This window comes from Mangrovimonas sp. CR14, assembly GCF_011764015.1.
In the GTDB taxonomy this organism is placed as follows: Bacteria; Bacteroidota; Bacteroidia; order Flavobacteriales; family Flavobacteriaceae; genus Mangrovimonas; species Mangrovimonas futianensis.
This window is the reverse complement of record NZ_JAAFZY010000006.1, coordinates 237,920-252,634: the sequence shown is the minus strand read 5'-3', so window position 1 is coordinate 252,634 and position 14,715 is coordinate 237,920. Positions and strand designations below refer to the sequence as shown.

12 protein-coding genes are annotated in these 14,715 nt (G+C 36.7%); 5 read left to right on the top strand and 7 right to left on the bottom strand.

Going from position 1 to position 14,715, the window contains the following annotated elements:
• Nucleotides 1-1,991: PKD domain-containing protein (locus tag GZ212_RS13635; RefSeq protein WP_166961323.1), on the bottom strand; the 1,991-nt coding region annotated here is incomplete at its 3' end.
• A gap of 19 nt (nt 1,992-2,010) precedes the next feature.
• A complete protein-coding gene (locus GZ212_RS13630) occupies nt 2,011-2,478 on the bottom strand; it encodes a hypothetical protein (protein WP_166961320.1) in 468 nt (155 codons plus the stop codon).
• Nucleotides 2,479-2,641: 163 nt separating this feature from the next.
• Here GZ212_RS13630 and folE point away from each other — a divergent pair, with 163 nt between their 5' ends.
• The 5 genes from folE to GZ212_RS13605 all read left to right on the top strand — a co-directional run bounded on the left by folE (nt 2,642) and on the right by GZ212_RS13605 (nt 6,795).
• The gene (gene folE, locus GZ212_RS13625; protein WP_166961317.1) at nt 2,642-3,319 is read left to right on the top strand and encodes a GTP cyclohydrolase I FolE; all 678 of its coding nucleotides are present in this window, start codon (nt 2,642-2,644) and stop codon (nt 3,317-3,319) included.
• A 22-nt stretch (nt 3,320-3,341) separates the two neighbouring features.
• Entirely contained in the window at nt 3,342-4,826 is a 1,485-nt protein-coding gene (gene cysS / locus GZ212_RS13620) for a cysteine--tRNA ligase (RefSeq protein ID WP_166961314.1), read from the top strand.
• A gap of 4 nt (nt 4,827-4,830) precedes the next feature.
• On the top strand, nt 4,831-5,067 hold the full coding sequence (gene yidD / locus GZ212_RS13615; RefSeq protein WP_166961311.1) for a membrane protein insertion efficiency factor YidD: 237 nt from the start codon (nt 4,831-4,833) through the stop codon (nt 5,065-5,067).
• A gap of 302 nt (nt 5,068-5,369) precedes the next feature.
• Entirely contained in the window at nt 5,370-6,296 is a 927-nt protein-coding gene (gene lgt / locus GZ212_RS13610) for a prolipoprotein diacylglyceryl transferase (protein WP_166961308.1), read from the top strand.
• Between the two features lie 4 nt (nt 6,297-6,300).
• Nucleotides 6,301-6,795 (top strand): DUF192 domain-containing protein, encoded by a 495-nt coding sequence (locus GZ212_RS13605; protein ID WP_166961305.1) that lies wholly within the window; start codon nt 6,301-6,303, stop codon nt 6,793-6,795.
• A gap of 76 nt (nt 6,796-6,871) precedes the next feature.
• Here the strand turns inward: GZ212_RS13605 and secDF are convergent, their stop codons facing one another.
• The 5 genes from secDF to gyrB form a co-directional block, all read right to left on the bottom strand.
• A complete protein-coding gene (gene secDF, locus GZ212_RS13600; RefSeq protein ID WP_166961302.1) occupies nt 6,872-9,856 on the bottom strand; it encodes a protein translocase subunit SecDF in 2,985 nt (994 codons plus the stop codon).
• Between the two features lie 160 nt (nt 9,857-10,016).
• Nucleotides 10,017-10,679, bottom strand: coding sequence for a hypothetical protein (locus GZ212_RS13595; RefSeq protein ID WP_166961299.1), 663 nt, complete (start codon nt 10,677-10,679; stop codon nt 10,017-10,019).
• Nucleotides 10,680-10,692: 13 nt separating this feature from the next.
• Nucleotides 10,693-11,619 (bottom strand): malate dehydrogenase, encoded by a 927-nt coding sequence (mdh, locus tag GZ212_RS13590; RefSeq protein WP_053970145.1) that lies wholly within the window; start codon nt 11,617-11,619, stop codon nt 10,693-10,695.
• A gap of 180 nt (nt 11,620-11,799) precedes the next feature.
• Nucleotides 11,800-12,762, bottom strand: a complete 963-nt coding sequence (locus tag GZ212_RS13585) for a DUF6588 family protein (protein WP_166961296.1) — start codon at nt 12,760-12,762, stop codon at nt 11,800-11,802.
• Entirely contained in the window at nt 12,755-14,692 is a 1,938-nt protein-coding gene (gyrB, locus tag GZ212_RS13580) for a DNA topoisomerase (ATP-hydrolyzing) subunit B (protein WP_053970147.1), read from the bottom strand. Before gyrB ends, GZ212_RS13585 begins: the two co-directional genes overlap by 8 nt.
• Nucleotides 14,693-14,715: the final 23 nt, after the last annotated feature.

Genomic DNA, 14,715 nt, shown 5'->3' with positions numbered 1-14,715 from the left:
TCACAGGTAGGGTCTACCGTAAAACTCGTGTCGGCAAATGGCTCGATGATCAGATAGAATACTGGGTCGGGGCTCACTGCGGGACAAGAAGGAGTTCCATTAGGTTGTACATTAACCCAAATAGGCGTAGAAGGTCCTGAAGCCGTATAAGGACTATCCAAGGCACCAGTACCTGAATCAGCATCAGCAAAACTAGAATGATAAGTCACAGTGAAATCATCTGGGTTTTGTGTCCCTAAAATGCCAGGAGTTTGTGATTCCAAATCAAAATCGGCTACACCGTCATTGCTTTCGTCATCACATTGAACCATATCCTCCACAGGATTAATAATTCCAGTCAAAGGAACCGTTACCGTAACATCATCCGTCACCACGACTGTTTCTCCATTGCAAATGTTATATGTTACTTGAGCGGTATAAGTTGTGGTTTGTGAAGGACATGCTTCAAATTCTGGATCTGTACTGACTACATTTCCATCAGAATCCAACCAAGCAAACTCTATAATACTATCGCCATTAGGCACAAATCTCCAGGCCTCCGATTGCCCTAAGGTCTCATCGACTTCCCATGGAGAATCTGAGGTTTGTCTACCGGGAGGCACATAAGCTTCTGTGCCCGCATTATTTTGAATTCCAACTACTGCGGCCCCTCCTTGCCAAGAATTACAAACAGGTTTATTCTTAATATATACATCTATAACATTTGTTGTTTCATAAAAAACAGCCATATGAGTTGCTTGCTGGGAATTACAACTGTACATATTTACATTGTAAAATGAAACAGCTAATACCCTATTTGGATAAGTCCCTATAACCTCCCATGCAATTTCATCTGAATCACTAGTAGCAGGGTTAATGTCATGGCAAGGTGTAAAAACATTTGCCTCAGCAAGAGTTGCATTGGTGTTATTGGGTAAGTTTTGTGTAAAAGCCCAGGCATTTCCAGTATCAGACGGATCAACCTCAAACCTAATTACACCATTGGAACCAACCTGAAATTGCGTTTCTGTATCTCCAAAAAAACAGAAATCAAAAGGTAAAGTTCCAACTTCAGACCAAGCATCATCAATATTGGTGTTCATCGAATTTGATAAACCACTAAAAGGGAACGGCGGTGCATACACAATGGATTCAATATTATAAGTGTCTGTTTCACCTATATCCAAAAAATCAGCAAAAAGTGTTGTACACGTTTCTTCACATGTTAATTCCACATCATTACCTGCATCCACATAGGGATTCCCTGGTAAGGAGGCCCCCACAATAACTTGTATTGTTGGAGTATTGGAACTTTGACAACCCAAAGGGTTTGTATCTGTTATAATCAGTGAAACCGTATAGATCCCAACTTCTGTGTATTCATAAGTGACTGTTTGGCCGGTTGCTGTATTACCATCATCAAAGGTCCAGCTATAAGTAGCATCGGATCCATCTAACGAGAACGTTCCAGATCCATTGAAGGTGACAGTTTCATTAAGATCTACAAATATGGTTCCAGACCCATCGCCAGAAGGAATTGTTGAATCTATACTCGCTGTTATATCTTGACAAGGTGTTACACAAGCAATATCAGCAGCAAAACCTAATGTAGCACCTGTAGCAGATCCGCCTGTACTATCAAATTCAATAGTAATACAGCCAGAAGCGTTACTTGTAGAGGCCTCAATGGTTCCCGGGCTACTAGCCGGACCACCACCGGAGTAAGTTCCTATTAACGGTGCTGTTGTGTCTTCCCCATCATAAATATACATGAATACCGAGTTTAACTGTGTACTAAACGCAGTAAAGTCCAACTGAATAAATTGCCCTGTTTCTTCTGGGCATATGGTTAATACATAATTTTCATTCAAACTGTATCCTGAGGTTGAACCTCCTGAATCATATAACGTACCTGAACATTGGGTAAAGGTTCCATTTTGCATCAATATATCTTGGGACCAACCAACTACAGCAAAGAATAAACATAGGGAAATTGTAAATAAATACTTCATTTTCAATAGTAGCTATTTATTAATTAAATTGTGAGAGAATAATGATAAACCAATTAGTATTGTCTATCCTAAATGTGAGATTATACCTTTCATAAAAGGAAAAATTATACTTTAAAGGGTTAAATGTTTCCTTTTTAGGATGAGCATCTCTTGTTAAGCCCTGAACATAATTATTGAATAATGGCACCTCAGATAACAATGGGTAAGGCTTATCATTCCCTTGAGGATATTCAATAAACTGCACTCTATTTCTTAGAATATTCTTAAGATCTTTTAATCGCTGTGGTTTGTTTAAGACCAACTCATCCAATCGATCCCCGTAAACTTCCTTTAACATTTTAAACTCCTTATCTGTTAACGGATCTTCAACATTGGTCTTAAAATTTATAGTTTGAGTTAATTTGGGATTAGTTCTCTTACCCTGACTATATCCAAATTGGCATAAAAAGCCAACAAAAGCTGTCAGCATCAAAAGCTTAAGTTTCATTTTCATAGTTAATTTTTTCTTAAAAGAGCCTAAAAATAATAAAAAATTAAAACTACCCACGTTAATATTTCCTGCATTTTAATAATCTGTTAAGATTCCCGACGGTTCAAGGGGAAATTCTTATCTTTGCAAATTAAATTACTACCACTTTTAAGGAGCGATAATGAAATTTGATAAAAATTTAGAAGAGTTTGAATCTATTGGAGATAACCACATAGGAACATCCCATGAAACCCCTCTGAGAGTCGATGCTTTCAAACTCACTAATGATGAAAAAATTGACATCATTAAGGATGATGTGAGACATATTATGGAGACCTTGGGATTAGATTTAACAGACGACAGTCTTAAAGGAACTCCGCTAAGAGTCGCTAAGATGTTTGTTAAGGAAATTTTTGGCGGTTTACACCCAAAAAGCAAACCAAGCGCTTCTACTTTCGACAACAAATACAAATATGGTGAAATGCTGGTTGAAAAAAACATTACCTTATACTCAACCTGTGAGCACCATTTACTTCCTATAGTTGGTAAAGCCCATGTGGCTTATATTTCAAGTGGAAAGGTTGTTGGACTATCCAAAATGAACCGTATTGTAGATTACTATGCGAAAAGACCTCAAGTACAAGAACGTTTAACCATTCAAATTGTTAAAGAACTTCAAGAAGTTCTAAACACTCAAGACGTAGCCTGTGTTATTGATGCCAAACACCTTTGCGTCAACTCCAGAGGAATTAGAGACATAGAAAGCAGTACCGTTACGGCAGAATTTGGCGGTCGTTTTAAAGAAAAAGAAATTAGGAGAGAGTTTTTAGACTATATTCAGTTAGAAACTAAATTTTAATCACCCCTACCTATTATAACTCATGCATTTGTATCAAGAGCAGCCCATTAAAATTTACAATTCCCTTACCGGAGAAAAAGAACTTTTCAAACCTATTAATGACGGCTATGTAGGCATGTATGTCTGCGGACCTACCGTATATAGCAATGTCCATTTAGGAAATGTTAGGACTTTTATGTCTTTTGATATGGTCTTTAGGTACCTTAAGCACTTGGGATATAAGGTAAGATATGTGCGAAATATTACAGATGCAGGTCACTTAGAGAACGATGCAGATGAAGGGGAAGACCGCATTGCTAAAAAAGCGCGTTTAGAATCTATTGAACCTATGGAGGTGGTTCAGCGCTATACTGTAGATTTTCATAATATTCTGAATAAATTTAATTTTTTACCGCCTAGTATTGAACCTACAGCAACCGGACATATTATTGAACAAATTGAATTGATCAAAGATATTCTTCAAAATGGTTTTGCCTACGAAATTAACGGTTCGGTATATTTTGATGTCGTTAAGTTTAATGAAAGTCATGACTATGGTAAGCTAAGCAAGCGAAATCTTGAAGATATGATTCACAACACTCGTGAACTTGATGGTCAGAGTGATAAACGAAATCCTCAGGACTTTGCGCTGTGGAAAAAGGCAGAGCCTCAACATATCATGCGATGGCCTTCACCTTGGAGCGATGGATTTCCTGGCTGGCATCTAGAGTGTACTGCCATGAGCACCAAATACCTTGGCGAACATTTTGATATTCATGGAGGTGGTATGGATTTGAAGTTTCCTCACCATGAATGTGAAATTGCTCAAAATGAAGCTGCCAAAGGACAGTCACCAGTTAATTATTGGATGCATGCAAACATGCTTATCATGAATGGTAAGAAAATGGCCAAATCAACTGGTAACTTTATTCTACCAAATGAAATTTTCACAGGAAATAATGCCAATATAACCAAAGCTTTTTCTCCTTCAGTTGCTAGATTCTTTATGCTTCAAGCTCATTACAGAAGCGTTTTGGACTTTACAAATGACGGTTTATTAGCTAGTGAAAAAGGATTTAACCGTTTAATGGAAGCCATTAACCACTTGGATCATTTACCTGTTTCAGCAACAAGTAGTATTGATCTACCAAGTTGGATTCAAAAATGTTATGATGCGATGAATGATGATTTCAATTCGCCCATTTTAATAGCAAATTTGTTTGAAGGGGTTAAATATATCAATCAAATAAAAGAAGGTAATGAATCGATAAGTCAAGAAGATTTAAACAGCTTTAAAAATACTATTCACACCTTTGTTTTTGATGTTTTGGGATTGTTACCCAGCCAATCCAGTTCTGATAATTCAGACGATAAACTGACAGGTACCGTTGAATTACTTATCAAGCTAAGACAAGAAGCCAGAGCTAATAAGAACTTTGCGCTTTCAGACCAAATTAGGGACGAACTTACCTCTTTAGGAATTCAATTAAAAGACGGAAAAGAAGGCACTACTTTTTCAACAAATTAAGCATATGAAAAACATCTTGATAAAACCGTTTATCTATTTGGTAAAGTTTTATCAAGGTGCCATTTCACCTCTATTCCCTGCTACTTGCAGATACCAGCCCACTTGCTCTCATTATACCATTGAAGCTTTACAAAAGCATGGTCTTTTAAAAGGCAGTTGGTTGGCAATTAAGAGGATTTTTAGTTGTCATCCTTGGGGAGGTAGTGGTTATGACCCAGTTCCTGACAAGGATGACAACTAGCCCACGCGCCAGCTCGCCTGTTCTCTAATAATGTACCTCGTACATTTTCTTAACGCTCCAGCGCCTTGGGGAGGTAGTGGTTATGATCCAGTTCCTGGCAAGGATGACAACTAGCCTACCCGCCAGCTCGCCTGTTCTCTAAAAATGTATCCCGTACATTTTCTTAACGCTCCAGCGCCTTGGGGAGGTAGTGGTTATGATCCAGTTCCTGAAAAAGACCCAAAAAATAACGTATTGTTATAATTCTTTTATTTTTTCTCCGAGTTTCAATTGGCTATATTTACCCTTTAAAATTAAACTCTATGTTTTTACTTAAATTCGATTGGAATCCCGTCTCAGGAATTGATATTATCGGAAATTTCAAAATCCATTTTTATAGTGTCATGTGGATTATTGCCTTTCTTTTGGGATGGCAAATCATGAAACGAATTTTCATTCGAGAAAAAGTAAAACTTGAATATTTAGACCCTTTATTTCTTTATACGGTTCTAGCTACTCTAATAGGTGCCAGATTGGGTCATGTTTTATTTTATCAAGCCGAATTAATCAAGGAAGATTTCTTTAGCATTTTCCTTCCTTTCAGTTTTAAAAACGGGATCGAATTTACAGGGTTTCAAGGATTGGCAAGCCATGGAGCGGCCATTGGAATCATTACTGGCATGTATTTATACCGAAGAAAATACAAATATAAAACCCTAATGTGGATCTTGGACCGAATTGTAATACCTGTAGCAAGCGGTGCGATCTTTATTAGGATAGGTAACTTTATAAACTCTGAAATAATAGGTAAAATAACCGATTCACCTTTAGGAGTCCGATTCATTCAGGATGAATACAGCAAATATGAAATTGTTAAATTAACAGGGATCAATAAGGTTCAAGAGGCTTATATGGCGGTAACAAATAATCCACAGTTTTCTAATCTATTGGAGGCTGTTCCTTATAGACATCCCGCTCAATTATATGAGTCCTTTTGTTACATCATTGTATTTTTAATTTTAGTGTGGGTTTACCTTAAAACCAATAAAGGACAACAAGAAGGATTCTTATTTGGCTTATTTTTAGTTTTCTTATGGACCGTTCGGTTCTTTGTTGAATTTGTCAAAGAGGCACAGGTTGATGAGCGAGCCACATGGGCTTTAAATACAGGTCAATGGTTAAGCATACCTTTTATTCTTTTAGGTTTCTATTTCATGTTTGCTTATAAACCAAAACACAAAGCTTCATAAAGCCATGAAATTAAAAAACGTGTCTTTTTACTGCTTGCTAATGGGAGCTATTTTCAGCTTTTCATGTAAAGAAAAACCAGGACAAAATAATATTAAGCAAACACAGATCAGCTTTAAGAAAGAAGGTGAATTAAAGCTATTTCACCAAAAGACAGATTCCATAGTAAAGCAATTGGATATTGAAATAGCCGATTCTGAATATGAAAGAGAAACAGGCTTGATGTACCGTCAATCTATGCGAGACAGTCAAGGAATGCTTTTTGTTTTTCAAGATTACAACCCAAGATGGTTCTACATGAAGAATACCCAAATTGCTTTGGATATTATTTATCTGGACAAAGACCAAAAGATTGTCAGTTTTCAAAAGAATGCCCAACCCATGAATGAAACTTCTTTACCCTCAAATAAACCGGCCATGTACGTATTGGAAGTAAATGCTGGTTTGTCTGATCAATGGGGCTTAAAAGTAGGCGATTCCATATCCTATATTAGAAATTAATTTATTTACGCATATATAATAAAAAAAGCCTTTCCAATTTGAAAGGCTTTTTAATTATATCTAGTTAGTTCTATATTTAAGCTTCTGCTGTTTCTTCAACAACTTCTTCTTTCTTTCTTAAACTTTCCTTAGCATCACCTTTTTTCACTGAATCATACATGATTGGTGTTGCAATAAACAAGGATGAATAGGTACCAACAACTACACCAACAATCAAGGCAAACATAAATCCTCTAATAGAATCCCCTCCAAAGAAGAAAATAGCCAACAACACCACCAAGGTAGTAAGTGAGGTATTCAATGTTCTACTTAATGTACTGCTCAATGAAGAGTTAATTACCTTATTGAATGGCCAAGCTGTATGTTCATTGAAGAACTCTCTAATTCTGTCAAACACAACCACGGTATCATTCAATGAATAACCAATAACCGTTAAGATGGCAGCAATAAAAGCTTGGTCAATCTCCATGGAGAATGGCATAAACTTATAGGTTAGAGAGAACACCCCAAGAACAATAATCACATCATGGAAAACAGCCGCAACTGCCCCCAATGAGAATTGCCATCTCTTGAATCGTAACAAGATATAAAGGAAAACCACTAACAAGGATCCTAAAACCGCCCAGAAAGACTCTTTCTTAAGATCATCTGCAATCGTTGGACTTACTTTATAATATTTCATTAAACCAACTGTCTTATGCTCATTGTCACTGATGAAATCATCATAACTAGCATCTCCTAAATATGGTTGTAATTCAGTGTATAGTGATTTTCTAATCTCTTCATCAACTTCAGCTCCTGTTTCGTCAACTTTATATTTGGTAGTTATTTTTAATTGGTTGGCGTTACCAAAAGTTTTGGCATCTGCACTTCCAAAGAAATCATTTAAAGTCTTAGAAATCTCTGAAGAACTAACTGCTTGTGGGAAACGAACTTGATAGGTTCTACCTCCAACGAAATCAACTCCTTGATCCAAACCATTTGTAAACAAAGAACCTAAGCTGATTACTAATAAAGCTCCAGATAAAATGTAAGCAACCTTACGCTTCTTCAAGAAATTAATATTGATATTTCTAAATAAGTTTTTAGTAACACCGGTTGAGAACGTTAAAGTTCCTCCTCTATTCACATACCAATCTACTATCAATCTTGTAATGAAAATAGCAGTAAACAATGATGTACCAATACCAATTAATAAGGTAGTAGCAAATCCTTTAATTGGTCCTGTACCAAATACAAATAAGATTAAAGCCGTTAAACCGGTTGTAATGTTAGCATCTAAAATAGAAGATAAGGCATTACTAAAACCGTCTTGAATGGATTCCTTTTGTCCTTTACCCTTTTCTAGCTCCTCACGGATTCTTTCAAAGATAAGTACGTTAGCATCTACAGACATACCAATTGTCAAAACGATACCCGCAATACCTGGCAAAGTTAACACTGCTCCTAATCCTGAAAGAACTCCAAAGATTAAAAGAATGTTGAACAGCATAGCGATATCTGCGAATAAACCACCTTTTCCGTAATAAACGATCATCCATAATAGAACCAATGCCAATGCAATTGCAAATGATAACTGACCGCTATCAATAGCTTCTTGTCCTAATGATGGTCCTACTACTTCACTTTGAATAATATCTGCTGATGCTGGCAACTTACCTGCACGCAATACGTTTGCTAAGTCGGTTGCCTCATTAAGAGTGAAATCTCCAGAGATTTGAGAGTTCCCTCCTGAAATAGCCCCAGTGGTTACACCTGGTGCAGAATAGACAACATTATCTAGAACGATAGCAATTTGACTCTGTTGTTGGTAAGCTGCACCGGTCATTTCTTCCCAAATTTTAGCTCCTTTGCTATTCATTTGCATAGAAACAACTGGCTTACCTGTTGGGCCATATTCTTGACGAGCATCTGTAATTACAGCTCCACTTAGAGGAGGCATGTTATCACGATTTCCTGCTAAAGCATACAATTCAACTATTTCACTATCGGTATCAGGTTTTCCAAAGGCAAATTTCACATATCTAAAATCTGCAGGCAATAACGCTCTTACTTGAGGCATATTCAAGTATTCTTCCATAGTTCCCTTATCCTTAGTAGCAAATTGAGCTACTACGGGACCACCTTGGTAACCAAATCCTTTGATTAATTTTCCAATTGGATTGTTATCATTGACAGCTGTTGAATCTGGATCGTCTCCTAAAAGATCTGCAATTTTATCATCTTGGGTAGTATCGGTTGCAACTGTAGAATCGGCTTGCTTTTCAGCATCCTTCTCCGTTTCCATGTCTTTCAACAATTCATTAGCCTCACTAAGAAAGTTCAAAAATTGATCCCCCCTGTAAGCATCCCAAAATTCTAATTGAGCTGTACTTTGTAATAGTTTTGTAGCACGCTCTACATCCTTAACCCCTGGTAACTCCACTAAAATTCTACCAGAATTCCCTAAACGTTGAATGTTTGGTGATGTTACACCAAATTCATCAATACGCTTACGTAATACTTCAAATGCAGATACAATGGATTCATCAACTTTTCTTTCGATAATTGGTTGCACCTCACTGTCTGACATATCAAAAGTAATCTCCTCACTTAAGGTTCTATTTCCAAAAATATCAGGAGACGCTAACTTTTTATCTCCTTTGATTTCGTCAAATGCAATAAAGAAATCTTCTACAAAGGTGTTTTGACTAGTTACTTGCGCTTCTGAAGCATTATCCAATGCTTGATTGAAAGTGGCGTCTTTAGAGTAATTTGCAAGTCCTTTCAAAATGTCTTTAACAGACACTTGTAAAATAACGTTAACCCCTCCTTTTAGGTCCAGACCTAAATTCATGGAGTTGTCCTTAACTTGGTTATAGGTATAGTCTGCTACACCTAAACTGAATACTTTTTCGTTGGAAATAGAATCTAAAAACTGACGTTCTTTTGCCGCATCTCCACTGGCATAAGCCCTTGCTTCATCTTCAATACTATTTGCTTTAAATGTAAAGGAAAGCTGGTAAATACTTACCAAGCCGAACAAAATTGCAAACAGTTTTACTAGTCCTTTGTTCTGCATTATCTATTATATTAATTAGTTTATTTTAGTTTTTTAACGTTATTTTTAAAAACGAGCAAATATATGATTTACACAATGAATACCCAATAGAAATTAATATTTTGTAAAAAAAAAGAGCGACCGTATAGTCGCTCTTTTTTTTATCTGAAATTCCATCCTATTAATTCTGTGGATTTGGAACTTGAAGTTCTGTATATCCCTCTGGAATTGTCATGTCAAATTTATCATCAGAAACCTCTTCTTTTCTTAATTCTTTAATTTCATAAGTCAAGGTAATTTCAGCTTCTGGTTGATTCATTTTCATAACCATATATAAAGGAAAACCTTCCAGTTTTGAACCATAACCGGAAAACTGTTCAGAAACTGCTTGAATTTTATCTGTAACAAAATACTCTGAAGTCATTTTCATGCCTCCTTCTTCAATTGTCACAAAATATTGTTGACATTCATAGCCTAAAACAGTTTTAGTTTCAGTCCCTTTTTCTACGATCATCTTATCTAAATCTTCCTGTGTAGGCGCTATATCCTTTTTAGAATACATCTTACCTCCCATGTTATTCATTAACAATAACATCTTCTTAGCTTTAGCATCAATGATGGTAATAGTTTCACCAGCCATTAAATTATTAGATTCAGACCGTGTTTTGTCACCCTTAAAATAAGTGGTTGTTGACATATCTCCCATCATCGCCAATTGCCCTTGAACTTCTGGATTGTTGCTTGACATGGTCATACTGGCCACAGCTACGCCCTCATCAAAACTTTCTTGAGAAAATACGGCAAAATGAATAGACAACAAAAATAGAAAAACGAATCTTTTCATAAATTCAGACCAATTAAACATCTAATAAACCATTTGTTTTACTCACACCTTCGGCACTGGTAAACATCTGTTGCTTTTCTTCTTCAGACAATTCAATTTCAACTACTTTTTCAATTCCTTTTCTACCAAGAACAACCGGAACCCCGATACAAAGATCATTTAATCCATATTCACCTTCTAACAAGGTAGAACAAGGGAAAATTTTCTTTTGGTCACAGGCAATAGCTTGTACCAAAGCACTTACAGCTGCTCCCGGAGCATACCACGCAGAAGTTCCTAAAAGTTTGGTTAGAGTAGCCCCACCAACTTTGGTATCTTCTTTCACTTGGTCTAATCTTTCTTCTGAAATAAATTCGGTAACAGGCACAGAATTTCTAGTAGCTAAACGTGTTAATGGAACCATACCCACATCACTGTGACCACCAATTACCATTCCGTCAACATCACTAATAGGAGCTCCTAAAGCTTCTGCTAATCTGTATTTAAATCTAGCTGAATCTAAAGCTCCACCCATTCCTATAATTCTGTGTTTTGGCAAACCTGAAGTTTTGTGAGCCAAATACGTCATAGTATCCATAGGATTACTTACTACAATCAAAATGGTATCTGGAGATTGCTCAATTAGGTTTGAAGTTACACTTTGAACAATTCCGGCATTGATTCCAATCAATTCTTCTCTAGTCATTCCAGGTTTACGGGGAATACCAGAAGTAATAACACAGATATCACTACCTGCAGTCTTGGTGTAATCGTTTGTTACACCCGTAATTTTTGTATCAAAACCATTCAAAGAGGCTGTTTGCATTAAATCCATTGCTTTACCTTCAGCATATCCTTCTTTGATATCCAATAAAACAACTTCTGAAGCAAAATTTTTAATCGCAATATATTCGGCACAACTAGCCCCTACTGCTCCTGCTCCAACTACTGTAACTTTCATGTATTTAATTTTTTAAGATTTGTAAATAATTCCCACAAATTTAAAACTTTTCGAGCAATATGGATTCCAGATTTAAGGAAATATAAACTCAAACACAAACTTTTTTAACTTCAAACGATTGAAGTTTTTAGAACTCAAAATTCAAAGGGTGTATGAAAAAAGGAAAGTTATAATTTCGCCTTATAAATTATAATTGATACCAACTATTAAGTTGGTGAATTTACCGAAAGTGATCATTGAGTTAAATGAAAAATCATGGAATCGATAGTCTACACCTAAATCGGCCTTGAACATTGATTTACTGTCAGCCAGATTTTCCAAAGCACTATTAAGAGTCTCTAGTAAACCTTCTCCTTCTCCGCCCATAATATATTCAAAACTACTTGATGTCAAACCCAAAGCCGATGAAATAGTCCAATTGCTAAACTCTTTTGAAGCTAGAAGATTAAAAGCCCAGGATTTTCCGTCTACAGAAATGGTATTTAAAGAACCCAAAGGAGTACTTACGGCAGAAAATGTATTACTTACGGAATAGTTTGAATAAGAAACTAAGGCAGCTAAATTAAAAGTAGGCTGCGCATTACTTTTTTGAAACCATTGATTCAGATTATGCTGCAATCCAAAACCTAAAATTTGATAATCGGTCTTTTTAATCTTGATTTCTGGAGAATACCTAACAATCACTGTAGTTCCCTTCCAAAGTCCCATTGCCACCTGTAATTGGGCATGTTTCACATTGGATTCGTTCAATCCTTCAGGAGAGTCAAATTCAAAGGTGTAATCTCCTATATGTCCTTCCAAGGGCACAAAATCATCTCCTCCAAGTGCAGTTGGAGAATAAGCTGTGGTTTCGTCGCCTTGAATGGTTAAATTGTAAAGTTTGGATTCGTCAATTAAAAAAGAATCATACTTAGATTTGACAAACAACATGTTTCCTTGAAGAGAAAACTCAAAATCCCATAAGTCCTTTGCTTTAGCCGAGGTGTACCAACCTCCTGAAGATTGGTACACTGCAGCCTCTGCAGCTGGAGTCACATATTGCTCTGATAGAAATACCAAATCCTGTGTCACTCCAACTAAATCCTCAATTTGCGCAAACACAGTCGAGGAAATAAATATAAAGAATAAAGATAGTCTATACATCAATATTCGCGTAGATGGCATTCTTCTCAATGAATTCTCTACGAGGTGGGACATCATCACCCATTAACATAGAAAAAATGCGATCTGCCTCACTACCGTTATCAATATTTACTTGACGAAGCGTTCTAAATTCAGGATTCATGGTTGTATCCCATAACTGCTCAGCATTCATCTCTCCAAGACCTTTGTAACGTTGAACGCTTACACTTCCTCCAAACTCTTCTGCAATACCATCACGCTCCTTATCATTCCAAGCGTAACGTTTTTTATTCCCTTTTTTAACCAAATACAAAGGAGGCGTTGCGATATAGACGTGTCCGTTTTCAATCAATTCTTTCATATACCTAAAAAAGAACGTTAAGATTAAAGTAGCGATGTGGCTACCATCAATATCCGCATCACACATAATAACGATTTTGTGATAACGTAATTTGGTAAGATTTAAAGCTTTACTATCTTCTTCGGTTCCAATGGTCACCCCTAAAGCAGTAAAAATATTTTTAATCTCTTCATTTTCAAACACCTTATGCTGCATCGCCTTCTCCACATTCAAAATTTTACCACGTAGCGGTAAGATTGCTTGAAAGTTTCTATCACGCCCTTGTTTTGCAGTTCCACCTGCCGAATCACCCTCTACAAGGAACACCTCACATTTTGCAGGATCTTGCTCGGAGCAATCACTTAATTTTCCTGGTAGGCCTCCAATGCTCATCACCGTTTTACGCTGAACCATTTCACGGGCCTTTTGGGCCGCATGACGCGCTTGGGCCGCCAAGATTACTTTTTGAACAATAATTTTAGCATCATCTGGATGCTCTTCCAAATAATCGGTTAGCATTTCAGATACCGCTTGACTTACGGATGCCGAAACTTCTCGGTTACCTAATTTGGTTTTGGTTTGTCCCTCAAACTGAGGTTCCGCAACTTTAACCGATACGATTGCCGTTAATCCTTCTCTAAAGTCGTCTCCTGAAATTTCAAACTTCAGTTTATCTAACATTCCAGATTCATCAGCATATTTCTTTAGGGTATGCGTTAAACCTCTACGGAAACCGGATAAGTGAGTCCCTCCTTCATGAGTATTAATATTATTTACATAGGAGTGTAAATTTTCAGCATAGGACGTATTATACACCATGGCTACCTCAACAGGAATACCATTTTTCTCTCCTTCAAAAGCAATTACATCCTTCATGATGGGCTCTCTTGTTCCGTCTAAATACTTCACAAACTCTGTCAACCCCTCTTCAGAATAAAATATTTCACCTTCAAATTCACCATCCTTATCAGTCGCTCTTCTATCTGTCAATACAATGGTGATTCCCTTATTCAAATAAGCCAATTCACGCATTCTACTAGCTAAAGTATCATAACTGTATTCTAACGTTTGTTGGAAGATTTGTGGATCTGGTTTAAAACTTACAATAGTTCCTCTTTCCTCAGTTTCTCCAATCGGTTTTACTGGATAAAGTGATTTTCCACGTTCATATTCTTGTTCCCAAATTTGACCATCTCTATAAACTGTTGCTCTTAAATGTTCTGATAGCGCATTCACACAACTCACACCAACACCATGTAAACCTCCAGATACCTTGTAGGAATCTTTATCAAATTTACCCCCAGCTCCAATTTTGGTCATAACTACTTCAAGAGCAGATATTCCTTCCTTTTTATGAAGATCAACAGGAATACCACGACCATTATCCTCTACAGTAATGGAATTATCCTCATTAATGGTCACTTTTATTCGATCACAATGACCTGCCAAAGCTTCGTCAATGGAGTTGTCCACCACCTCATAAACCAAATGGTGAAGCCCTCTCACACCAACATCACCAATATACATGGAAGGACGCATTCTTACGTGCTCCATCCCTTCTAATGCCTGAATACTATCGGCGGAATACTGCTTTTTAGCTTCTTCGCTCATAAAATATATTTTAGTTATTTAGC

What these genes read in the sequence shown, in the direction of transcription:
- secDF (WP_166961302.1), bottom strand. Translation starts at nt 9,856, where the DNA reads ATGCAGAACAAAGGACTAGTAAAACTGTTTGCAATTTTGTTCGGCTTG.
- GZ212_RS13595 (WP_166961299.1), bottom strand. Translation starts at nt 10,679, where the DNA reads ATGAAAAGATTCGTTTTTCTATTTTTGTTGTCTATTCATTTTGCCGTA.
- GZ212_RS13630 (WP_166961320.1), bottom strand. Translation starts at nt 2,478, where the DNA reads ATGAAACTTAAGCTTTTGATGCTGACAGCTTTTGTTGGCTTTTTATGC.
- lgt (WP_166961308.1), top strand. Translation starts at nt 5,370, where the DNA reads ATGTTTTTACTTAAATTCGATTGGAATCCCGTCTCAGGAATTGATATT.
- GZ212_RS13585 (WP_166961296.1), bottom strand. Translation starts at nt 12,762, where the DNA reads ATGTATAGACTATCTTTATTCTTTATATTTATTTCCTCGACTGTGTTT.
- gyrB (WP_053970147.1), bottom strand. Translation starts at nt 14,692, where the DNA reads ATGAGCGAAGAAGCTAAAAAGCAGTATTCCGCCGATAGTATTCAGGCA.
- GZ212_RS13605 (WP_166961305.1), top strand. Translation starts at nt 6,301, where the DNA reads ATGAAATTAAAAAACGTGTCTTTTTACTGCTTGCTAATGGGAGCTATT.
- yidD (WP_166961311.1), top strand. Translation starts at nt 4,831, where the DNA reads ATGAAAAACATCTTGATAAAACCGTTTATCTATTTGGTAAAGTTTTAT.
- folE (WP_166961317.1), top strand. Translation starts at nt 2,642, where the DNA reads ATGAAATTTGATAAAAATTTAGAAGAGTTTGAATCTATTGGAGATAAC.
- mdh (WP_053970145.1), bottom strand. Translation starts at nt 11,619, where the DNA reads ATGAAAGTTACAGTAGTTGGAGCAGGAGCAGTAGGGGCTAGTTGTGCC.
- cysS (WP_166961314.1), top strand. Translation starts at nt 3,342, where the DNA reads ATGCATTTGTATCAAGAGCAGCCCATTAAAATTTACAATTCCCTTACC.